21 protein-coding genes and 1 tRNA gene are annotated in these 22,910 nt (G+C 40.3%); 11 read left to right on the top strand and 11 right to left on the bottom strand.

Going from position 1 to position 22,910, the window contains the following annotated elements; translation table 11 throughout:
• Nucleotides 1–12: 12 nt before the first annotated feature.
• The 6 genes from ACMX3D_RS07225 to ACMX3D_RS07200 all read left to right on the top strand — a co-directional run bounded on the left by ACMX3D_RS07225 (nt 13) and on the right by ACMX3D_RS07200 (nt 6,382).
• The gene (locus tag ACMX3D_RS07225; protein WP_482750756.1) at nt 13–393 is read left to right on the top strand and encodes a nuclear transport factor 2-like protein; all 381 of its coding nucleotides are present in this window, start codon (nt 13–15) and stop codon (nt 391–393) included.
• Between the two features lie 175 nt (nt 394–568).
• Nucleotides 569–1,270: an EthD domain-containing protein gene (locus tag ACMX3D_RS07220; RefSeq protein WP_482750755.1), complete on the top strand. Its 702-nt coding sequence runs from the start codon at nt 569–571 to the stop codon at nt 1,268–1,270.
• Between the two features lie 19 nt (nt 1,271–1,289).
• On the top strand, nt 1,290–2,747 hold the full coding sequence (locus tag ACMX3D_RS07215; RefSeq protein ID WP_482750754.1) for an ankyrin repeat domain-containing protein: 1,458 nt from the start codon (nt 1,290–1,292) through the stop codon (nt 2,745–2,747).
• A gap of 86 nt (nt 2,748–2,833) precedes the next feature.
• Nucleotides 2,834–3,142, top strand: coding sequence for a muconolactone Delta-isomerase (locus ACMX3D_RS07210; protein ID WP_482750753.1), 309 nt, complete (start codon nt 2,834–2,836; stop codon nt 3,140–3,142).
• A 146-nt stretch (nt 3,143–3,288) separates the two neighbouring features.
• Complete coding sequence (locus ACMX3D_RS07205; RefSeq protein ID WP_482750752.1) at nt 3,289–3,747, top strand: cupin domain-containing protein; 459 nt, start codon at nt 3,289–3,291, stop codon at nt 3,745–3,747.
• Between the two features lie 115 nt (nt 3,748–3,862).
• Nucleotides 3,863–6,382, top strand: a complete 2,520-nt coding sequence (locus tag ACMX3D_RS07200; RefSeq protein ID WP_482750751.1) for an alpha-amylase family glycosyl hydrolase — start codon at nt 3,863–3,865, stop codon at nt 6,380–6,382.
• Between the two features lie 149 nt (nt 6,383–6,531).
• Here ACMX3D_RS07200 and ACMX3D_RS07195 read toward each other — a convergent pair whose 3' ends face one another.
• Nucleotides 6,532–6,834 (bottom strand): RNA recognition motif domain-containing protein, encoded by a 303-nt coding sequence (locus ACMX3D_RS07195; RefSeq protein WP_482750750.1) that lies wholly within the window; start codon nt 6,832–6,834, stop codon nt 6,532–6,534.
• 480 nt (nt 6,835–7,314) lie between these two features.
• Here ACMX3D_RS07195 and modA point away from each other — a divergent pair, with 480 nt between their 5' ends.
• Both modA and modB read left to right on the top strand, forming a co-directional pair.
• Nucleotides 7,315–8,133, top strand: a complete 819-nt coding sequence (gene modA, locus ACMX3D_RS07190) for a molybdate ABC transporter substrate-binding protein (protein ID WP_482752292.1) — start codon at nt 7,315–7,317, stop codon at nt 8,131–8,133.
• Nucleotides 8,134–8,203: 70 nt separating this feature from the next.
• Nucleotides 8,204–10,015 (top strand): molybdate ABC transporter permease subunit, encoded by a 1,812-nt coding sequence (gene modB / locus ACMX3D_RS07185; RefSeq protein WP_482750749.1) that lies wholly within the window; start codon nt 8,204–8,206, stop codon nt 10,013–10,015.
• 88 nt (nt 10,016–10,103) lie between these two features.
• Here modB and ACMX3D_RS07180 read toward each other — a convergent pair whose 3' ends face one another.
• The 10 genes from ACMX3D_RS07180 to ACMX3D_RS07135 all read right to left on the bottom strand — a co-directional run bounded on the left by ACMX3D_RS07180 (nt 10,104) and on the right by ACMX3D_RS07135 (nt 18,862).
• Nucleotides 10,104–11,921: an ABC transporter ATP-binding protein gene (locus tag ACMX3D_RS07180; protein ID WP_482750748.1), complete on the bottom strand. Its 1,818-nt coding sequence runs from the start codon at nt 11,919–11,921 to the stop codon at nt 10,104–10,106.
• Between the two features lie 68 nt (nt 11,922–11,989).
• Complete coding sequence (locus ACMX3D_RS07175; RefSeq protein ID WP_482750747.1) at nt 11,990–13,201, bottom strand: PqqD family peptide modification chaperone; 1,212 nt, start codon at nt 13,199–13,201, stop codon at nt 11,990–11,992.
• Nucleotides 13,202–13,268: 67 nt separating this feature from the next.
• Nucleotides 13,269–14,216, bottom strand: coding sequence for a serine kinase (locus ACMX3D_RS07170; RefSeq protein WP_482750746.1), 948 nt, complete (start codon nt 14,214–14,216; stop codon nt 13,269–13,271).
• Nucleotides 14,217–14,328: 112 nt separating this feature from the next.
• The gene (locus ACMX3D_RS07165; RefSeq protein WP_482750745.1) at nt 14,329–14,625 is read right to left on the bottom strand and encodes a lasso peptide; all 297 of its coding nucleotides are present in this window, start codon (nt 14,623–14,625) and stop codon (nt 14,329–14,331) included.
• 116 nt (nt 14,626–14,741) lie between these two features.
• Nucleotides 14,742–14,921 carry a lasso peptide gene (locus ACMX3D_RS07160; protein WP_482750744.1) on the bottom strand — a complete coding sequence of 60 codons (180 nt, stop codon included), beginning with the start codon at nt 14,919–14,921 and terminating at the stop codon, nt 14,742–14,744.
• Nucleotides 14,922–15,138: 217 nt separating this feature from the next.
• Nucleotides 15,139–15,327, bottom strand: a complete 189-nt coding sequence (locus ACMX3D_RS07155) for a lasso peptide (protein WP_482750743.1) — start codon at nt 15,325–15,327, stop codon at nt 15,139–15,141.
• 107 nt (nt 15,328–15,434) lie between these two features.
• A complete protein-coding gene (locus ACMX3D_RS07150) occupies nt 15,435–17,465 on the bottom strand; it encodes a lasso peptide isopeptide bond-forming cyclase (RefSeq protein ID WP_482750742.1) in 2,031 nt (676 codons plus the stop codon).
• Nucleotides 17,466–17,468: 3 nt separating this feature from the next.
• Entirely contained in the window at nt 17,469–17,900 is a 432-nt protein-coding gene (locus tag ACMX3D_RS07145) for a lasso peptide biosynthesis B2 protein (RefSeq protein WP_482750741.1), read from the bottom strand.
• Nucleotides 17,884–18,189 (bottom strand): lasso peptide biosynthesis PqqD family chaperone, encoded by a 306-nt coding sequence (locus ACMX3D_RS07140; protein WP_482750740.1) that lies wholly within the window; start codon nt 18,187–18,189, stop codon nt 17,884–17,886. The genes ACMX3D_RS07145 and ACMX3D_RS07140 overlap by 17 nt, the downstream gene beginning before the upstream one ends.
• A gap of 599 nt (nt 18,190–18,788) precedes the next feature.
• Nucleotides 18,789–18,862: transfer RNA gene (locus ACMX3D_RS07135), tRNA-Pro, on the bottom strand.
• A gap of 252 nt (nt 18,863–19,114) precedes the next feature.
• Between ACMX3D_RS07135 and lipA the strand changes: the two genes are divergently transcribed.
• The 3 genes from lipA to sigC all read left to right on the top strand — a co-directional run bounded on the left by lipA (nt 19,115) and on the right by sigC (nt 22,695).
• Nucleotides 19,115–20,002, top strand: coding sequence for a lipoyl synthase (gene lipA, locus ACMX3D_RS07130; RefSeq protein WP_482750739.1), 888 nt, complete (start codon nt 19,115–19,117; stop codon nt 20,000–20,002).
• 32 nt (nt 20,003–20,034) lie between these two features.
• Nucleotides 20,035–20,958 (top strand): NAD(P)H-dependent glycerol-3-phosphate dehydrogenase, encoded by a 924-nt coding sequence (locus ACMX3D_RS07125; RefSeq protein WP_482750738.1) that lies wholly within the window; start codon nt 20,035–20,037, stop codon nt 20,956–20,958.
• Nucleotides 20,959–21,444: 486 nt separating this feature from the next.
• Nucleotides 21,445–22,695, top strand: coding sequence for an RNA polymerase sigma factor SigC (gene sigC, locus ACMX3D_RS07120; protein ID WP_482750737.1), 1,251 nt, complete (start codon nt 21,445–21,447; stop codon nt 22,693–22,695).
• Nucleotides 22,696–22,910 lie beyond the last annotated feature (215 nt).

Below are 22,910 nucleotides of genomic sequence, written 5' to 3'. Positions count from 1 at the left end.
GAAATTTTGACTATGGTAATAATGCCTAGACATGAGTTTTTCGAGGAACATATGCAGTATATAGCTGCAAGAGATATGGTCGGTATGGTTACCAATACCTATACAGAAGATGCAATCTGGTATAATCCTTTTCCTTGCTTTGATATTCCACCACCGAATGTAATTCAAGGTAGAGAAAAATTAATCAAATGTTTTAATACTTTTCTAGAATATCAGGGTGATATCCAATTAAGTTCTTTTTATAACTTCCTTGAAACTGAAGATGTTATTTCCTTTCAAACAACAATCAAATCCTCAAAAACAGGTGAGTGGGCAGTTGGTGATATTTGGCTGATGTCAAATCACAAAATTGCTCGTCATTTTGCATTTGCCCATAGGCTAGGAAATAACTAAAAAAGCATAAACACATGAATGAAATATAGGAATCCGATTTGATTACTGAAAATCCTTGTATAGGGAGGGAATAGGGAACGGGGAACAGGGAACGGATAAGAGGGAAGCTAGATGTGTACTGATTTTTTTCAATAATCAAATATGAGTCCTATAGTAGATGATTTAATTACGTAGTATGATCCATCAACTTATATTCGCTCATCCTAAACCGGGAATGAATGAAAAGGAATTCCAAGATTACTGGATCAATGTTCATGCTGTTAAGTACGCCAGCAAAATTCCCCAAATTAAACGTTACTTAATTGATTCCAGAATCCCGTTTGGAGAAGAAATAGCAGATCCTCTTTTTAGCGGTGTAGCAGAAATATGGCTCAAAAACGAGGAAGAACAAATTGCTTCTTTGCAAAGTCAAGAGTTTTTAGAAGGTGCGCGACTTGATGAACCTAATTGGGCTGCATTCTGGCGTACAGTTGTACTCGATACAACAGAGTACACACTGATGGAAGAAGTTCCTCCACAAAAAAACTCCACGATGATTAAACTATTTATTCTTGTAAAGCGTAAAGCTGGAATTACCTTAGCAGAATTTCGTCAAAAAATGTTAGAAACTCATGCGCCTAAAGTGATAAAACTTCCGGGTATCCGGCGTTATCTTCAGTGTCATGTCCGCGATAATTTTTACGCAATTGGTGAAGCGCTTCTCGATTGTGTTTCACTCCTGTGGTTTGATAGCACTGATGCATTGGCAAAAGCTTTAGAATCTCCAGAATATACAAACGAGATCGAGCCAGATTTTTCCCATCTTTTTGAAACTAAATATATCCATACTCTGGTAACTAATGAAACTTGGATTATCGGGCCAGATTTTCGTCTATAAAAATTGTTTAGGAGCAATTATGGACAGTGAGCAAACATTACAAATTATCAGACAATGGTATGACAGTATAGGTCGTGGTGATATGGAAGCTGTCATGAATGGCTTGGCAGCAGATATTGTATTTGAACTACCACAAAACCAATACAACAAAATTATTCCTTATTTAGGCACACACATCGGACGCGAACAAGTTGCTGAAGCTTTTAGAATTAGAGCCGAAAGTAATGAAATTCAAGGTTATGAAGTCCGTGAAGTAGTAGCACAAGAAAATATAGCCTACACTGTGGTCTATACCAAAGCTAGACATACAGGCACCAATATAGTTTATGAGATTGAAGATGCTCACCGTCTAGTTTTGAATCAGGAAGGGAGGATTAGCCACTGGAAGGTTTATTTCGATCCTAATGTGGAAGTGGCTGCTTATAAAGCTGATATTGACTCACAATTAGTCAGGGCGGTTCAAGAAAATAACTTAAATACAGTAAAACATCTTCTAGAAGTTGGTGCTAATGCTAATACCAGAGATTCAGAGAGTGGTTTAACTGTGTTAATGATGAGTGCAGGTCAAGCTAATGCAGAAATGACAAAAATTTTGTTATCTGCTGGCGCTGACACCTTAGCTGTTGACAACCGAGCAGGAGCATCAGTGTTGCATAAAGCTTGTCAAGGAGGTAGTCCTGAGGTTGTACAAATGCTTGTAGAAGCTGGCGCTTTTGTAGACTCGGTTGCACCTACTACCGGACACACACCTTTGATGGAGGCTCTGTGGTTTAAGTGGCCTGATATTGTGCAGTATTTGTTGAATCAAGGTGCAGGATTAAATCTTTATACTCATTATGGCTTCTCTTTAAGGCAGCATTTTGAATATGAACTGAATGTTAATGTGATTGGTAGAGAGAGGTTACTACAAGCTGAACAAATGTTGCAACAGCGACGGCAATCAGATCAACAAAAGATTGATAGCCAAAGGCTGATGGCAGCTATCACTAACAACGATCTGGAAACTGTTAGGCAACTTATTCAATCTGGTGTTGATTTAGAAGCAAGATATCCCAGGGTAAACAGTTTTAATGATTTTCATACTCCTTTACTGGTAGCAGCACGAGACGGACATATAGAAATTGTTATGGAGTTACTAAAAGCTGGTGCAGATGTCAATGCCAGCGAGTCGGTATTTGGCGCTGTATCTTTGCATAAGGCTGTTTACAATGGTCATGCAGACATTACGAGGATGTTGGTTGAGCAACCAGGAATTAATTTAAATTTTCAGGGAGCTACTAACGGTTATACACCTTTGCATGATGCTTTATGGCATGGGTATAGGGAATGTGCCGAAATTCTCATCAATGCAGGAGCAAAGTTAAATCTCAAGGGTCATGATGGGAAAACCCCATTGGATATTGCTACAGAAGTCTTTGGTTCAGAAGATGCGATCGCTAAACTAATTCAATCAAAACTAGAAAAATACTTCAACTAAATTTTTGCTAGTTCAGCAGATTGATTGAATTCACTCCAGCAAATTCACGAATTTAACTTAAACCTTAAACAATACAATATAAAGCTATGCTGTTTTACGTTCAAATGCGTTGGAATATTGAAGGTAGATTAACCTTTGATGAACTGTGGGATTTAGAAACCAAAGAGGTTGAACACGCCCAGCAAACTATAGAATCGGGTATGGTTGTTGGTCTTTATAAAGTTGCTGCACAAAAACGTGTGATTGGCATTATAAATGTGGAGTCAATTGAGGAGTTAGACCGAACAGCAATGGGTCGCTTACCAATGCGAGAGTACTTAGAGTTTGAAGTTGTCTGGCCGTTAAGAGATTATCTCGGTTTTGCTGAAGATGTTAAGGCTCACTATCGGGTTTAACAAATTATTGAGATAGTTTGTTGCTGGTAAAACGCGATCGCATTGCACACCAGTAGCAAGACTTATTGCATTTTCGTTGATGAACTTGACAGTTAATTGTTTCCAAAAAACTAAGTCCAGCAAGAAAGCTAGATATGTAAGATTGTATGCGTCGCGTTGTTACTAGCCGCACTCAAGATGGAAAATCTGTATTAGTAAGTGATGGAAAACCGCCTCGTGCTACGAGACTGGAGAACTTGCCAGAATTAGAGGTAATTGACATTTGGTCAACTGATGGTATTCCCCAGATACCTGTAGATGTTGCTGATCCAACTTTGGAAATGTCATCTTTCTTACCAAGCCCAGGCGGAACACGCTTCCGAATTATCTACATTTCTCCAGCCAGTAATTATGCAAATCAAACTAATGGAATGCACAGCAGTGACAGTGTTGAATATCTCATTGTTCTAGTTGGTGATGTTTGGTTACTACTAGATTCGGGAACAGAAATTCACTTGCAGGCTGGAGATTGTGTAGTACAAAACGGAACTCAACACGCTTGGCAAAATCGAGGCTCGAATACCAGTGTGATAGCTGCTGTAGTGTTAGGAGCAAACTTGCGTTAATATCTCGCAAATTTTTTGAAACAATCAAATCTCAGCCATTTTTGGGGAGCTTAACCCAGGATTTATTTTGTTAATTCTTTGTCTCAAAACTGATTATAAACAAGAGGCTGTTACTATGGCTCCAATTTTAGTTCAGTTTAACTATTTCACAGGTGTCAAAAGAGCAATTTTTAACAATCCCCGGTTAATTGGTAGTTGGGATGAAACCGGGCGCTATTCTCAACAATGGTCTTCTAGACCAATGCAGCAAATCATGGGTGAAGATGGCTGTCCTAGTTTTCAAGCTACGGTTGAACTTGATGATTCCCAAATTGGTTGGTTATTTCGCTGGGGTGTGATGCTAGATAGCCCAGTCGGGAATAATTTGTGGGGAATCCCTACTGAAATTAACGATCGCAATTCGCGCGATCGCTACCGTAGTTTTACGTTACAATCGCCAAACAACAATCAGCCTCAGCAAGAAGCATATTATTTAGTCTATAGTCGTAGACTAGGCGCACAAATATATCATCTTCCTGGTGCATCTAACCCAGCCCTCCGGTTTGCTGTTTGGTCGCCCAATGCTCGGAATGTGGAAGTTGTGTTTGGTAATAGCAGTAGTGGTTATATTGCTGACGATGCTTTTCGAGATGATCCAGATTTTGGCATGAACCCCAACCTTGGGCCATTTCCTATGTCTAGGACAGAGGAGGGGATTTGGGAAACAGATGTGACAGTATCTCCAGAACTTGCTGATTTCTCCCGCTTTGACCATATTCCTTATATGTTTAGAATTGTCAATGAAGCGGGACGGGTTATTTATCGCACTGATTTATATTCTCGCTGTCAAATTGGTAAAGGCAACATCAATCCTGACGGTAAACCTTTTTCTAATAGATATAGAGATACAGAGGACAGACCTTTTTCAGGAAATTATCAAGATTTGGATGGTACTAAAAGCTGCTCTGTAGTCATCAATCCTGATACAGTAACGAGAAATTTTCAAGAACCAGTCTGGCCAGAAGTAGAATTCATTCCAGAAGAGGAGTTTTGGAGTAATGAGTTTTCACTAGAACGTCCTGTACCGCAGCGTGTAGAAGATTTAGTCATTTACGAACTTCACATAGGGTCTTTAGGATATGGTCAAAACAGACCCGGAAATTTTGCGGATGCGATCGCTTTACTACCCTACTTAGTACAATTGGGAGTTAACGCGGTTGAACTCTTACCGATGTCAGAATTTCGAGACGAAGTAAATTGGGGCTATGAAACATCTCACTACTTCGCTCTCGAATACAGTGCTGGTGGTAGAGACCAACTGAAGCATTTTATTAGAGAGTGCCATCGTTATGGAATTGCCGTGATTTTAGATGTGGTGTACAACCACTTCAATCCCGATGGAGAACGGGCTGAATGGGCTTATGACTCGGATATTCCCGAACACAATATCTATTACTGGTACGAGGGAAATTCTAGCGATTATTTCTATTCAGACGGCAGGCGTTTTCCAGAAGGTGGCTATCTTGATAACGTGTCTACAGGTTTTGCACCTCGGTTTTATGAAGAGATGGTGCGAAAGATGTTCATTAGCAGTGCAGTCACTCTAATGGAGGAATTTCATGTAGATGGGTTCCGGGTTGACCAAACAACTTCAATGCATTCGTACAACGCATTGCACCTTGATGGTAGACCTATGGGTAATGCCAATATTTTTGGTGCTAAATTCCTTAGAGAATGGACAAGGACAATGAAACTCATCCAACCGAATGCCATTCTCATCGCCGAGGATCATTCTGATTGGGAAGCAGTGACTGAATTACCTGATGTTGGTGGTTTGGGCTTTGATGCAGCTTGGTATGCCAACTTTTATCACCATTTAGTTGGTGATGCTAGACAAGGAACGGAATATGCCAAATTAATTCCTACGACTGGATACGGTACAAATGAACCTCTAGCGATGGATAGATTTGCTGGGGCGTTGGGATGGTCTGGTCATAAAAAGGTTGTCTATCATGAATCTCATGATGAAGCAGGCAACTCATATTATGAAGAAGGAGGACACAGGGTTGAGTCTCGGCGAACTATTGTAGCTGCTGTTAACGGCGCACCACTGATTGGAGAAACTCGACGTTATGCCGAAGCACGTTGTCGTTTTGCTGTTGGTGTGTCTATTTTGTCAGCAGGTACGCCAATGTTTTTGATGGGTGAAGAAATTGGCGCACAAAAACCTTACAGATACAGGGATTTTCTAAATAACCGAGAGGATTTGCTAAGCGAGTACCAAACTAATGGTCAAAGATTATTCCGATTTTACCAAGACCTGATTCAGTTGCGCCGCAACCATTCAGGACTGCGATCGCACTTGATAGATATTCTCTACGTCCACAATGCAAACCGAATTATTGCTTTTCGACGTTGGGATATAACCGAAGAATTTTTAGTTGTCGCTAGTTTGAATAATCAGCCCTTCTCCTCTGGGTACACAATTCATAATTCCCGAATCGGGGATGGTCAATGGCGAGAGATATTTAATAGTGATGCTGCACTCTACGGAGGAGATAGTATCGGCAACTTTGGATTTAATATCTCTGCAACTAACGGATATGTTAATCCCATAGTTCCAGCCAATGGATTTGTTGTGTTCCAACGCCACTAGAGTTTTGGGTGCAAATAATTCGTCATTGGTAATGCGTACTCCAGAAAGTAAAAGGCTCAAGTAACAAATACTTGAGCCTTTTCTCAGTTCAATTAATCAACCGAGACTAATTGATTCATCACAGTCAGATATTTTTCTTAAACTGTTAATTAATAGCGGTTACGGAAGCCGCTGTTTCCTCGCTTAGCCGCAAAAGATCCACCACGCTCTTCTCTGGGTCTAGCTTTGTTGACTTTGAGGTCACGACCCATCCACTCAGCACCATCAAGCGCTTCAATGGCTGCTGTTTCTTCAGCATCGGTTCCCATCTCTACAAAGGCAAAGCCGCGCAGACGACCCGTTTCACGGTCAGTAGGTATCTGAATGCGCTTTACAGAACCATATTCTGCGAAAACACTGTTCAGAGCGTCTTGTGTAACTTCGTAAGAGAGGTTACCTACGTAAATTGACATAAATGATCATCCGAAATCACAAGTTTCCAGAGATTTAGATTTCGGGAGAAGTCTGTAAATACCAAAAGGAAAAAGCCTATCAATACTAAAAACAAACGATATCGCCGAATCGAGTCTCAAAACTCATCATTACACAATTTGTCAATTTTAAGCAAAAAAATAGAAAAATTGTAATAAAAAGATATGTGAGCCGTTAAAATTACACAATTACTGATGAGTTTTAGACAGTCCCTGTTCTCTATTCTCTGTTTCCCGTTAACACATAGAGATGAGTTTGTAGCGATCGCTACAAATTACCAACTTATTTGGTATTAATCTATTCAAAGCCTTGGGCAGTTTACTAGATAAAAGTTTTGTGTTTGTAATTTTAAAAAATTCCAGATTTCTATGTAGTTAAATAATTTGATGCTAAATACCAACTTTTACCATGTTAGGTTGGTAAATAACATAGTAATGAAACAACCGCTTGAAAGACTGCAAATGAGTCCTAAACGCATTTTAGCTTTTGCTTGCTGGCTATTTTTTTCTTGCTTGTTGGTTATAGGCTGTAACCAAACAACTACACCTAACGCGGCTACAACTGCTAGTCCCACAGCCCAAACAACTACCTTAACTATCTCAGCAGCTGCTAGTCTCAAAGACGCACTTGAAGCCATCAAACCAATCTACATTCAGGAAAAACCAAGCGTTAACCTAGCCTACAATTTTGGCTCATCGGGTGCTTTGCAGCAACAAATTGAACAAGGTGCAAAAGTTGATGTTTTCATTTCAGCAGCAACTAAGCAAATAGATGCCCTAGAGAAAAAAGGTTTGTTAGTTGACGGCACACGCAAGGATTTATTAAAAAATCAATTAGTATTAATTGCCCCACAAAACTCTACAGCAATATCAAATTTGCAAGATTTAACTTCGCCACGTGTGAAGAAAGTTGCGTTAGGCGAACCCAAGAGTGTACCTGCGGGACAATACGCACAACAAGTTCTCACTTCGTTAAAAATTGCTGACCAACTCAAAAGTAAAGTGGTTTACGCCAAAGATGTACGGCAAGCTCTCAATTATGTAGAGTCAGGTAATGCTGATGCTGGTTTAGTTTACCTTTCTGACGCGAAAAGTACTCCAAAAGTCAAAATAGTAACCACTGCACCAGAAAGCAGCCATTCTCCTATTGTCTATCCGATTGTAGTCATCAAAAGTAGTAAAAATATCGATGCTGCTAAGGATTTTGAGCAGTTTTTATCTAGTAGTAATGCAGCCAAAAATGTATTTGAAAAACAGGGTTTTACTTTAGCAGGAAGTTAGCACAAACTGAATTTTCATTAGCCATTTAGCTACTAATAATACCAATTCAAAAATTTTGTTCCACGAAATTATGCCGCAGGACTTGTCACCCCTTTGGATATCACTTAAAACTTCATTGTTAGCAACCGTAATTACTTTTTTTGTCGGGATTGCTGCTGCTTATTGGATGTTAAGTTATCGCGGCAAAGCCAAATCTTTGATTGAAAGTATCTTTGTTGCACCCTTAATTTTGCCACCAACCGTTGTCGGCTTTTTGCTGCTGTTATTTTTTGGCAAGAATGGGCCTGTGGGTAAACTCATGGAGCCTTTTGACTTGACTATTGTCTTTACTTGGTATGGTGCGGCGATCGCAGCGACTGTAGTATCCTTTCCATTAATGTATAAAACTGCCCTAGGAGCTTTTGAACAAATTGATGGCAATTTGCTGCGGGTAGCGAGAACCTTGGGTGCAAGTGAATCCAGAATCTTTTGGCGAATTAGTTTACCTTTAGCTTTACCTGGAATTTTAGCGGCTACAACTTTAGCGTTTGCCCGTGCTTTGGGTGAATTCGGTGCAACATTAATGCTGGCTGGTAATATTCCCGGACAAACCCAGACTATTCCAATGGCAATTTATTTTGCTGTGGAAGCAGGTGCAATGGATGAAGCTTGGTTCTGGGCGATCGCAATTATGGTAATTTCTTTATCGGGGATTATTGCAGTCAATTTTTGGCAGGAAGTCAGAGAGAAGGGAAGACGCAAAGAAGCAGGAATACGAAGACAAGAAAGACGACTGGCTGAATCTTATTGTGTATCCGCGCCTGTTTCAGAAATAGGATTGTTTGTAGATATTGAAAAAAAATTGCCCAGTTTTCATTTGCAAGTATCCTTTAGTACCAATGAGCAAACATTGGGGTTATTGGGTGGATCTGGCGCAGGTAAAAGTATGATTTTGCGTTGCATTGCCGGAATTGAAACGCCAACTAGAGGACGGATAGTCTTGAATGGCAGAGTTTTGTTTGACTCCGAGAAAGGAATTAATCTACCTAGCCGCGATCGCCGCATTGGTTTTCTAGTCCAGAATTATGCCCTGTTCCCGAATATGACAGTGGCGGAAAATATAGCCTTTGGCTTACCCAAAGGATTGTCTGCATCAAGTGTGCGAGTAGAAATAGAAGAACAACTAATGGCGATGCAATTGCAAGGATTAGGCGATCGCTATCCGCACCAACTTTCAGGCGGTCAACAACAACGGGTAGCTTTAGCCAGAGCCTTAGCTAGTCAACCAGAAGCATTACTTTTAGATGAGCCGTTTTCTGCACTTGATACACATCTGCGTAGTCAATTAGAACAGCAGATGACAGAAACTTTGGCAAATTATCAAGGTGTGGCTTTATTTGTTACTCATAATATGGATGAAGCTTACCGAGTTTGCCCAAACTTATTAGTATTAGAACAAGGTCAAGCTGTACATCACGGTTCTAAATATGAGATTTTCGAGCATCCTGCTAGTGTAAGTGTTGCCCAATTAACTGGGTGTAAAAACTTTTCTCGCGCTGTTGTTCAAGGAGTGCAAAAAATACAAGCACTGGATTGGGGTTGTCACCTCGAAATTTTAGAACCCATTCCTGACAAACTATCTCACGTTGGCATTCGCGCTCATCAAATTATCTTTTGCCATGATTCATCGCAAGTAAATAGCTTTCCTTGTTGGGTAGTACGCACAAGTGAAACACCTCATCGCATGACATTATTCTTAAAACTACATACCGCCCCGAATAATCCCCAAGATTATCATCTACAAGCCGAAGTCTTCAAAGAGAAATGGGCGCAAATTAAAGACCAACCTTACCCTTGGTACGTGCGTTTAGACCCTCTGCGTTTGATTTTGATGGAAAGCTAGTATTTTTGACTTGCTCTTTACTCCCCTCCCTACAGCCAATCCACATAAACAGACCTTAATTAGCTGGTTGGCAACTTTTGCACTGACGTTAACGATATTGCTGGGCTTGAGTTTCATATAAGTAGGCATAACGACTACCCAGTTGTATTAGTTCATCATGAGTACCACTTTCGATAATTGTGCCGTTTTCCATCACATAAATGCGATCGGCCATTTTGACAGTAGATAAACGATGACTAATTAAAATTGCTGCCTGATTTTGGATCAATTGACGGAATTTTTCAAACACCTCATATTCCGCTTTTGGATCCATTGCACTAGTCGGTTCATCTAAAACTATCAACTGGGAATCTCTTAAAAATGCCCGCGCCAAGGCGATTTTTTGCCACTGACCAATACTTAATTCTTCTCCTTGGTCAAATAACTTACCCAAAATCGTGTCATAACCTTTGGGCAATTTGCTAATTACATCATCCGCACCAGAACGACGCGCCGCAGCAATAATACTTTCTCGATGCGCAGGCAAGTCAATGTTAGCTAACCAAATATTTTCCTGGGCAGTAAAGTTATATTTAGCGTAGTCTTGAAAAATTACGCTAATGTCGCGGCGTAATTCAGCGATTTTATAGTCTCTAATATCGATACTATCAATAGTGATGTTACCATCTGTTGGGTCATACAAGCGGCACAGCAATTTAATTAAAGTCGTTTTTCCAGAACCATTCTCACCCACCAGTGCCACTACTTCTCCAGGTTTAATGCTCAAGTTGATATTATGAAGTGCTTGGCGGGTTGTAGTAGAGTATTGGAAACTGACGTTATGAAACACAATGCCTGTTTGCATTGGTCGAGGTATTGGTTTTGGATTTATCGCATCAATTAATCTGGGTGTCAGGTCAAGAAACTCGTAGAGGTTACCGAGAAATAAATTATCTTCGTAAAGAGCCGAAAGGTTAGTTAATAAACTTTTAATATCATTCTGTCCTCGTTGCAGTGCTTGGTAATAGAGAACTAAATCTCCCAAACGCAGCACACCGTTGATAGCTTGAAAGATGATGAAAGCATAAACAGCAAAGATTAAAACTCCAGCAATAGCTTCCGCCGCAAAGTTAGCCACAAAGCGTTGTGTCAAAATTTTTAGGCTTTCTTGATAAATTTTTCGGCGAATGCGGAGATACCAATTACTAAAGTAGTTTCCTAACTCAAATAAGCGAATTTCTTTAGCAAATTGGTCTGAAGTTAGCATCCAAGCTAAATAAAAACCTTGTCGTTGTAGCGGTGTCCATTTTCGCTGCCAATTATACATCACACGACTGTATTTAATTCGCACCAGCATTGCAGGCAGTGCGGCTACAAATAAAATCCCAATAATTCCCCAGTGCAGTGTTAGCAACAAACCAATCATTGCTACCAAGGAAATACTATTTTGACCAATTTGTGCTAAACGATTGAGAATTTGCGGCGGTCGGTAAGGTGCTTCTTGTTGGGCGCGTTGCAGAGTATCGTAGTATAAAGGGTTTTCGTAGTACTCTAAGTCAGCTTCAATAGATTTGGCGTTAATAATGCCTTGCATGTAGTCAGTTACCCGTTGAGAATGGGCAGTGGTGACTAGTTCTGTTAAGGAGTTGGCTAAAGTTGTTAATAAAGTAACTCCACCAGCTATGGCGATTAAAACAAGAACGTTGCGAAAAGCTACTGTTTTGTCTGCTATGCCCAGGTTGGCAGCTACTGCATCAATAATTAGTTTCGAGAGATAAATTGAAATTACTGGTAATATACCTTGAATGGTAAGTAAGACTATGCGAGCGATCGTCCAACCAGGGCTACTTTGCCATACTAGGCGCAATGCAGGTACAAGACGCAGTGTTTGGTTGATTTTTTGTTTGATAGTTTTGCCTGCTTGCATAAATCTCACTTTAGTATTGCAACAAGCCCAGGTAGAGTCCGCTGGTCAATTTCAATATTTTGACACAATTATCTCAGCAAACCTTGGCGATCTAACTGATTAATAAAAGTATGTACATCTGATCTGAGGTATTCTTCATCAACCTCATAGCTATTTAATAGTGCGGTAACTATCTGTTCGAGATTGCCATACTCCACCAATAATTTCCAAATATCGGCAGCCACACCATTTAAACTAAAGCTTGTTTGTGTTTTCAGATTACCAATTAAAATTTCTTCCTCATACTCACCATAAATCACGTGTAGTCCTGGTTTGATGTTGCCATTACCCTCATTTTGCATTTGGATAATGGGAGGGTGAACAGGAGATTTCAGGCGATTTTTCTGACATATTTCTGGGGGAAGAAATCGCCAACAACCTTGCATTTTTTGAGAAATTGGATTCCAGAAGAAACGGTCTGGTTCATTCCAACTAAAGCAGAGAGAATCTGTTTTTCCCACCCAATAACGTGAACCAGAAAGTTGGGAGAGAGATTGCTGTTTCCAAGTTTGATATTGTTCGCCTAAATCTTCTTCGCCGTAGTCTGGTAAATCTCTTGCACTCAGACAAGCCAGAACTTGAGGTTCTTTGGTGGCGATCGCTTGTCGCAGTTCTGGATGAGAATAAAGATGGGCAAAAATAATTTTTGAGTGGGTGTGGCTTTGTAAGAAATGTCCCAGTCTTGACCCTGTGAACACGCAATCATCCACTACTACCCAAGGAATATCACTCGACGTTGGCGGTTGCAATTGATGGGAACTCAAATTTAAAGCATAAGCCAGCATTCCTAAGATAATTAGCCCTCCGCGAGGAACAGCCGTAAAATGAAATTGCTGTAATTGTTCACGTCCAAAACGTTCTAGTAACTGTGTAGCTAATAGCTGACAATCTTCTTCAGCTTGTTTGTAACTCACATAGTGTAGACGCGATAAACTTTTGCTGAGAGTAGACAACAAATATTTTACCCAAAGTTCATCTGCTGCATCTAAGCAACCCATCACCGCAATTACAGGTTCAGGGCTAGGGCGAATAATCAACTTGACTTCTGGTACATTATCCCAAGCGGGACTATTGGCGATCGCACTTGCTAAAGTCAAAAGTGCCGTTTTTGGGTCAGCTATCCCAAGTTCCTGGCTATAATGAGCCAACGCTTCTGGGTCAATGGCAGTGCTATAAATTTTGGGTAAATTGGGATTTAGTAATACTTGACCTTCATTTTGAACTAAAGTTTGTTGTTCCATAATTACATTTAAAATGCCTGCTATCACCTTTGTTCAAACCGAGTATTACTAATTTCTGACTTCAGATTTATACTACTGCTAAGGAATAACTTCCATCTAATTTCTGATTGCTATTTTCAGCGATATCTGTTTCAACTAATTGCACAATTTCTGATAGTGCTGCCAAAGAACGCTTTCTTTGTAAACGGCGAATTGGTACAGATTTCATCAAACTTGTACACTGTTGAAAATGCGCCTTGACAAATTCCGGCGTTGTTAGCAAATTTGTAGCACGAGAATGGCGGAGTAATTCAACCATGATCTCTTGCACTGAAAGAATTTGAATTGCGTTTTCAGCAGCTGCAACATTTTCTAAAGCATATATCCGCTTGATTGGTAGAGGTAATTGGCTAAATCCTTCACTCAAAAGATTATTTCGTTTGGGACACGCACAATGAACTACAGATAAATTATCAAAGTCATATCCTAGAGATGATGCAGAATCAGACAACAGTCTGACATTGGGGTAAGAGGGAAAAGTGATGGGATAATCACCTTCCACTTGAATAGCCAGTACATCATCCGTTAGTAAACCGTAACCCTGTTGATAAAAAGCACTAGCCAAGGTTGATTTACCCCAGCCAGAATTGCCCAAAAAAGCTACAGCCTCACCGTTGATACTCACACAACTGGCGTGCAACACCAAAAGCCCTCGCTGTCTCAGTAATACTGGTATTGCAGATCCCAATATCATCGAACGAACTAAGCCTTCTTCGGCTTCTGGAACTGGTTCTATAATTATTTGGCTGCCATTTTGAACAAAGAATTTGCCTACATCTAAACCGTCAATAGAAGAACTTCCTAAAAAGTAATTTCCACCATCTACTAAATCGAAATCAGAGTCTGTTAATTTTCTAATATGAATAATAATATCTGGTATTTGTGTTTTATTATCTAGCTGGTCATTTGCAGCTATAAGTTCAGGTAAAGGCAATTGAGAGTGTATACAAAGATTGTAGGCGGAGTAAATAAACACCTTAATTATTCACCCTTAACTAAGTGAAAGATTTGATGAGAAAGTTTTTTGGTAAGTGAGATATGAAGAGAAAATGTAAATTTCAAATGTAACTGATAGTAAAAGTTGCTAATTACAAACAGACTTTTGTCCCTGGTTTAATTACACAAGCATTGTCAGCCGAACCAAGGCCACTAAGAATGGGTGTAGAACCATTAGGTGGGCCAAATAAAACATCTTGACGAGTACCACCCCCTGTGATGTTTGTAATTGCACTAATATCACCGTGGTTAGTAAGTTTTGGTGTAGAGTAAGCTTTTTTCATAATCTTGCTGTGATGCTTCTCGCCTTCTGGCAAAATTTGAGGTAGTAAAGATTGTTCAAAGGCAATTATCAAGGAAAAGGCTGCAAAAGCTGGTAATTTCCTCACCACTAATAAAGGTAATCAGCCGAAGCTACATTGAGAACACACTATAATGCTGCGTGCTGATTACTCAAATAAAAGTTAACTCAGCAAGCGCATCGCTGAAATTGTCAGAATGCTAACTATAGACAGGTGCTTGTTCCAGGACGGATAATGCAGGCATCTAGTGAGCCTTGGGCAGTAGTAGACGTACCATTAGGGCCAAACAGAGTATCTTTCCTACTAGTATCGTTACTTATTTGTGTAACTGTGTTGACGGAACCATGATTAATTAACTTTGGTGCTTGGTAAGCTCTTTTCATGTTAAGCCTCCTAAATGTTACTGTTGGGTTGAATACGGTACTTTCTGTCACCACACTAAGTGATTTCGAGGAAATAGCTACAGTTGATAACTTTTGTACATCAAGCTGTAGCTTATTCCCAAAAGCTATATCTTAGAGTTACATGGATGCTAAATGCTGGGTGCTTTGGAAATAGTTAACTCAGCGACAGCATCCTAATTAACTCTGGGATTACAGCTTAGAAACAATTGTTGGTATTAGGACGGATGATACAAGCATCTAATGAACCTTGATCAGAGCCGATGGGGGTAGTACCACCAGGAGGGCCAAACAATGTGTCTGTACGGGTATGATCTTGGGTTACAGCGGTCACTGTGTTGACGGAACCGTGGCTGGTTAGTTTTGGTGCAGAGTAGGTTTTCTTCATTGTGGTTTTCCTCAATGTTGTGTGTTGTGTTTTGTGAATCTGGGTAGTTGCACTGAAAACGTACTTATACCCATTTTTAATAAAAGTACATATAAAGATAATGAAGTTTAACGTTCTGGTTGAGCATGATTGAGCCATAAGGCTAACATGGCTGCTTTCCAGAGCAATAAGTCTATAGAGCTTTGCTGGTGATTAAATTTACTATTGGGCGAAGTTAGTTGTTCATAGATTTGATTTACTGTGTTGGTATTTGCATAGTCGTTAATATTACTGAGATGATTTTGGATAAATTCATCTAAAACTCCTCTGTTGTGGTTCAACAAGCCATAGACAAAACTAGGGGACATATCTGATTTATCGCGGCGTGATCGCACTTTCTCTGGTAAGATGCCACGCATAGCACGGCGCATCACCAAGCGAGACCATCCTTGATTCAGCTTCTGCTCTGGTGGTAAAGATAAGCAAAACTCGATTAACCGTTTATCCATATATGGATGACGGTAATCTAAACCAAAGGCAGCCCCATAATGGTCGATAATTTCTAGACCTTGAGTCAATATACCTGCGGTAATGTAACGGTGATGCAGTTCTCTTTCTGTAGGTGGGTGAATTTTGCTGGATTTTTTCAGGGTTTGAATGCGTTTTTTCAGTCCAATACGGTGGAAAAAGCGAGGATTAATCAAGGATTCATCTTCAGGTTCGCCTTTTGAGCGTAAGGAACTAATTGCTGAGGTGATAAATTCAGGCAATAAAGGTTTTAAACCTTGACGCAGAAATAGCGATCGCTTTGAAATTCTAAAATATTTTGTGAGACGATTCACCTCTTGTACAAACTTGAACAACTTCCCTTTACGCGCCAGTTCTGTCAAATAAGGTAAACCGTAGTTTTCTAAAGTTTGGCGTTGGGAACTACCTAACAAGTTATATAACTCTAGAGTTTCTCGCGCGAAAGTTGCCCAGTCGCCCTTTCTAGCTAATTCCACTAGATAGCCTTCGCCGTGAGATATGGTATTATCCCCGTCAAAACCATCTAAAACTACTCTAACTCCAGCATTTGCCGCTGCATCGTTTAGTCCCCAAATCAAAAAATGGGTAGGTGCAGGAACAACTTCATCTTGGTATTGAAAGATTTTATCCAAATCTGATAATGGGCCTTTTTGGTCAGCATGGACAAAGTGGGGAATCATCCCACCTTGCTCTGTGACAGACTCAATAAAAGGACGTTCGTCAGCTTCAGGATAGGCATCAAAAATATTTGAAAAGGTGTGCAATGGCCGATTATCGCCTGCTTGCGCCAACACATGTCTGGCCATAGAAGTGACAGCCGACGAATCTAAACCACCACTAAGATGAGAACCTATGGGAAAGGCACTCCGCAGCCGACACCGCACCGCTTCGGCAAAGATGTCTTGCAAAGCTGCTGCATACTCTTCATCAGAATTGAGCCGCAGTTCCCGATGGGGGTCAAGCGACCAATAGGAACTAATTTTGATGCCTTTGGGACTCACAGACATCCAGCAAGCCGGAGGCAAACGGAAGATGTCTTCATAGAAAGTAATTGACTGGTCTTGCAAAATTGATGCTAGAAAGTCACCTACTTTGACTTCATTCAGTTTGCGTGTGACTGCTTCTAGACTCAAAAGTGCTTTGATTTCTGAACCAAAGGTAAAAAGTTTTCCCGGTTTATGGTAGTAGTAAAAAGGCTTCACGCCCATGTGATCTCTGGCACAGAATAATATCTGCTTCTTACTATCCCAAATCGCAAAGGCAAAATCACCAAGCAGATGTTCGGGACATTGCTCACCCCATTTCTCGTAAGCAGCCAGTACTAAGTCTGTATCAGTGATTTTTTCTGGTGGTAAGTTGTCAAATTGCAACGCACAGATTAGTTCATCGCGGTTATCTATGCGTAAGTCGGCGGTGATGGCTATGTCTCCTGCTGCGTTGACTAAAGGCAATCTCTCTAGCAGTGATTCTGGCGTTGTCCATAACATCCGATGACCCAAGCCAATTGAGCCAGAACACCATATATCTGCGCCGTCTGGCCCCCGATGAGCGATCGCATCTACCATCAAAGCCAGTTTTTGCCGTTCAACTGGCTGACTATCTAGATTGTAAATGCCAACTATACCGCTCATGATTTATATCCCTGAAAAAGACGGCAATAAAGTAAAACGCGAAAGATCGGGAAGGTAGCCGATGACAACTTTTCCTTGAGTTTCTATCCAAGCATGAGCTTCTAAATTTCCTGCTTCACCTTTCACCACTCCGATACGTAATTCTGGTGAGTATCCATAACGAGTCATCAGCACTTGGCAAGTTAAGGCTCTAGCTAAACATTTAGCTCCACCAGGTGTATAGCGGGTGCTAACATTGATCGCCCAAACAATTTTGTTCAAAGAAATTGGCTTTAGTCTGGGGTTTGGCTGACTATTTTTATTTATAAGTTTTCTTAAAGTATTAAATGATAGTAACCGCATTCCTAGCCGAACTAATCCCAGCAAAACGAACGTATTCAACAAAAATTTGCGATCGCTGTTAGTGAGTTGCAGTAATTTAAGCAGACGCTTCATTCTTAATTTCTATCAATTCTTTAGCTGCTAAGTCTTCTAGTAAAGTTGAGATATCACGTTTACATACCTCTGCGTCTACTTCATATTCTGCGAGGATGTTGTCTTGAATTTCTTTGACAGTCTTTGGAGTTTGTATCAAATTCCATATGCTGGCTCCTACTTGATTCAGCCCATAGTAAGCACCAGATTTGATATCAAGTATGACCACCTCTCCTTGTAATTCCGAACAAATTTGTTCCTTTGAGGCTACTACACTAATGTTTTCCAATGAACTTAATTTTGGGGGCATTCTTCTAGTAGAATTACTGATTTTTTTCTTGGTTAAACTAATAATACTTTATATCACCATTGTGGAAATTACTATTGCGTATCAATGATATCTTCATCCATTATTTTAAATATGCCTAACTTTATAAAGTAATCATGAAGTAATATAAAGGAATAACACAGGACTAGTATCCTAATTTATCTCATAGTCTTGCAATACCTTAGTTTACAGCAATTCAGCCGCATATTTAAGTAATATATGCATCTATGATGAGTTAAGTATTACTCATGAATAACAAGTTTTACTCATCAATAAATTAATATTTTTGATGATGAAAAGACAAAATCAACTACAAGTATACATAGAGTAAAGAAGCGGGTATATTCTTAATTTTGTCTGTCAAATAGTAAAGTATTTCAAATTGAGTAGTCCCAAGTCAATATTTCTTTTGAAGGATATTTAAACTTGACTTGAGAAGTATTTACTCTTTAAACTTAATAGCTATAAAGCATAAAATGCATGATCGTAGACCTAGTAAATAACAAAAAAGTTCCCTGAAGTAGGAAGCAAATCCTTTAGTCTACGCCTAATTCTTATTAAAACTGTACAAAAGCTAAGTATCGGGATGACTGGATTCGAACCAGCGGCCCCTTCGTCCCGAACGAAGTGCGCTACCAAGCTGCGCTACATCCCGCTAAAAAACAGTATCGCCTTTTAAATATACCACAAATGTCTTGAAAAAGAAAGTAAAGATATGAGCGGCAGAAGGCAGTCCTGATAAAGCAAGTTTCACCAGCCTTGCATAAAAGACTAGTATTTTCCCGCCCTCGGATATTTAAAGTTAGGACAAATAACAAATGACCAATAACTATATATATGATGTCTTCACCAAGAGCTTTGCTTGCTAGGATTAGATTTGTATAACTTTCAGTGGTAAAAGCGGATTGTGACTGTAAAGCCAGACTGGTTGCGAGTTAAAGCGCCTCAATGGGAGCGCGTCGGTAACGTTAAAGAAATTTTGCGGGATTTAGCACTCAATACGGTTTGCGAGGAAGCGTCCTGTCCGAATATTGGTGAGTGCTTTAATGCCGGTACTGCCACGTTTTTGATTATGGGGCCAGCTTGTACCCGTGCTTGTCCTTACTGTGATATTGATTTTGAGAAAAAACCAAAACCTTTAGACCCTACAGAACCAGCAAGATTAGCAGAAGCAGTGCGCCGCATGAGACTTAATCATGTAGTCATTACTTCTGTAAACCGAGATGATTTACCCGATGGTGGTGCTTCTCAGTTTGTAGAGTGCATTACAGCGGTGCGTAGTGTCTCTCCTCATACCACAATTGAGGTATTAATTCCTGATTTGTGTGGTAATTGGGATGCTTTAGCAATAATTTTGCAAGCAAGTCCAGAGGTAGTTAACCATAATACAGAAACAGTTCCCCGCCTTTATCGTCGGGTGCGTCCCCAAGGAAAATATGATCGCACACTCGAATTATTGCAGCGATCGCGCCAAATTGCACCTTGGGTCTATACCAAATCGGGAATCATGGTCGGACTTGGCGAAACTGATAGCGAAATCCGCCAAGTTATGCAAGACTTACGCGCCGTCGATTGTGACATTTTAACAATTGGACAATATCTCCAACCCAGTCAAAAACATCTGCAAGTTGATAAATTTGTGACTCCAGAACAATTCGCTGCTTGGCAAGCTTTTGGTGAAGAACTAGGATTTTTACAAGTCGTTTCTTCTCCACTGACCAGAAGTTCATATCATGCAGAACAAGTCAGGGAGTTAATGGAACGCTATCCACGAAAAGTGCTGAGTGCTGATTAGTTTTGATTCGTTATTAAGTGGTATTGACAGCGGTGCAAGAAACTACCATTGCAATTTTGGGTGCAGGTGCTTGGGGTACAGCTTTAGCAAATCTAGCAGCGGCCAATGGTCACAGGGTACGACTATGGTCGCGTCATGGTGCAGAAACTCTAGAAGCTGTTCTCCAAGATGCTCAAATAGTGCTATCTGCTATTTCCATGAAAGGGGTAAGAGATGTTGCTTTGCAAGTACAATCTTGCCCTCTTTCCCCAGAAACAATTTTTGTCACCGCAACAAAAGGCTTAGATCCACAAACTACTGCTACGCCATCGCAAATTTGGCAAGCCGCATTTCCTGACCATGCAGTAGTTGTGTTGTCTGGACCGAATTTATCAGAAGAAATTCAACAATCATTACCAGCTGCAACTGTCGTAGCCAGCAACATCTCCACTGCGGCTGAAACAGTGCAGTTGGTATTTTCTTCACCGCGTTTCCGAGTTTATACAAATCCTGATCCTCTGGGTGTGGAATTAGGGGGAACACTCAAGAATGTGATGGCGATCGCAGCTGGTGTCTGTGATGGCTTACAATTGGGAACCAACGCCAAAGCTGCTTTAGTCACCCGTGGACTTACAGAAATGGTTCGCATCGGCAATTTTTTAGGTGCGAAAACGGAAACTTTTTATGGTTTGTCAGGTCTGGGAGATTTGTTAGCCACCTGCAATAGTCCTTTGAGTCGTAACTACCAAGTCGGCTATCAAATGGCTTGTGGTAAAACTCTGACAAATATTCTGGCTAATTTGCCAGGAACCGCTGAAGGAGTCAACACTTGCCAAGTTTTGATGCAATTAGCCAAGCAACAAAATATTTATATGCCAATTACTGAGCAAGTTTATCGCTTACTTCAAGGTGAAGTTACTCCTCAACAAGCACTGGATGAACTGATGTTGCGGAACATCAAGCCAGAGTACCACTGAGTAAGTCAAAAGTAAAAAGGCAGAAGGCAGGAGGCTGAAGAATGAAATTTCATACTTCATACTTCACTTGCTTTTCTTTTTACCTTCACAAATTCCCTAAAAATCCTTAGACAAAAAATACTAAATCGTCAGGAAATTACTTTCATAGCCATGTAGATATGACTAACCAGATGTTAAACATAACTTTACTGAAAGATGTTTAAAACAGTTAGAAAAGTAACATTTAATACTTATTAAGTTGAAATGCTGACTAGGTAGCTCAGAAATTAAAGCCTATCTGTAGATTTGAATAGCTATTGGTTCAATCAAAATGTTCAGCGGCCGAAGGATTTCGGCATTAATGTTGGAAACACTAGTGCGATTTTTGAAAAAAAATTGTATTGGAATCCTCTACCGTGTTATTTCATCTAGAATCACGGGAACAATAGCAACAGTTGATTTTGATTAGCTGACCTCAATCTATTGTTACCTGGAGCCATTGAGACTATGCCAGCAACATCTTTTTACCCGGATGCCGCCTACAATTCCCAAAAGTCCCGCCAGGTTTTAGACCCAGATCTCACGGTTGACGACGGTGATTTGTCAGTCGAGGATCTCCAAGATCTGGAGATAATTTCTGTTGACCCTGCTAGTTTTGGAGCCAATACTAACCGTCGTAGTACAGATTTAGTACGTCTATATCTTCAGGAAATTGGCCGAGTCCGGTTGTTGGGTCGTGATGAAGAAGTTTCAGAAGCTCAAAAAGTTCAGCGCTACTTACGGATGCGGACAGTACTTGCCAATGCTGCTAAGCAAGGAGATGCTGTAGTTGCGCCCTATCTACGATTAATAGAAGTTCAAGAACGTTTAGCATCTGAACTTGGCCATCGTCCCTCTTTGGAAAGATGGGCTTCTACTGCGGGTGTGCAGGTGTCGGATCTCAAGCCGATTTTGTCTGAAGGCAAACGCCGTTGGGCTGAAATTGCCAAGATTACAGTAGAAGAACTAGAGCAAATTCAGTCTCAAGGACTCCAATCCAAAGAACACATGATCAAGGCGAACCTACGTCTTGTGGTTTCTGTTGCTAAGAAATATCAAAATCGTGGTTTGGAATTATTGGATTTAGTCCAAGAAGGAACTCTTGGTTTAGAAAGAGCTGTAGAAAAGTTTGACCCGACTAAAGGTTATCGCTTTAGTACCTATGCTTACTGGTGGATTCGTCAAGGGATTACAAGAGCGATCGCTACTTCTAGTCGCACAATTCGCCTACCCGTCCATATTACAGAAAAATTAAACAAAATTAAAAAAGCGCAACGTAAAATTGCTCAAGAAAAAGGTCGGACTCCTACCTTAGAAGACTTGGCAATTGAATTAGAAATGACACCATCTCAAGTTAGAGAAGTGTTGTTGAGAGTTCCCCGTTCTGTTTCTTTAGAAACCAAAGTCGGTAAAGATAAAGATACAGAGTTAGGAGAATTGCTAGAAACCGATAGCGTTACTCCAGAAGAAATGTTAATGCGAGAATCTTTACAAAGAGACTTGCAAAATCTGTTAGCTGATTTAACTAGCCGCGAACGAGATGTAATTCTGATGCGGTTTGGTTTAGCTGATGGTCATCCTTACTCTTTAGCCGAAATCGGACGCGCTCTTGATTTATCACGGGAACGGGTACGCCAAATTGAATCTAAAGCTTTGCAAAAGCTGCGCCAACCCAAGCGCCGTAACCTCATCCGTGACTATTTAGAGTCTCTAAGTTAGTCAAGAGTCAATGGTCAAGAGTCAATGGTCAATAGCAAACAAACATCCAACTATGGATTGTTGACTTTAGACTTATTTATTTTGTAAAAAATTGTTTTGATCGCTTCGGCTAGAATCTTTTTCAAGCTTATAAGCAATCTTTTGCAGCTAGGAAAACTTAATCTTGGTTCCCTACTTATCAAGATAGCTTGAGGATGGCGATCGCTACTCTAGCA

It is taken from the genome of Anabaena sp. TISTR 8404 (assembly GCF_056847745.1).
Note: the sequence above shows the minus strand (reverse complement) of the source record. Positions and strands in the feature narration are given on the sequence as shown.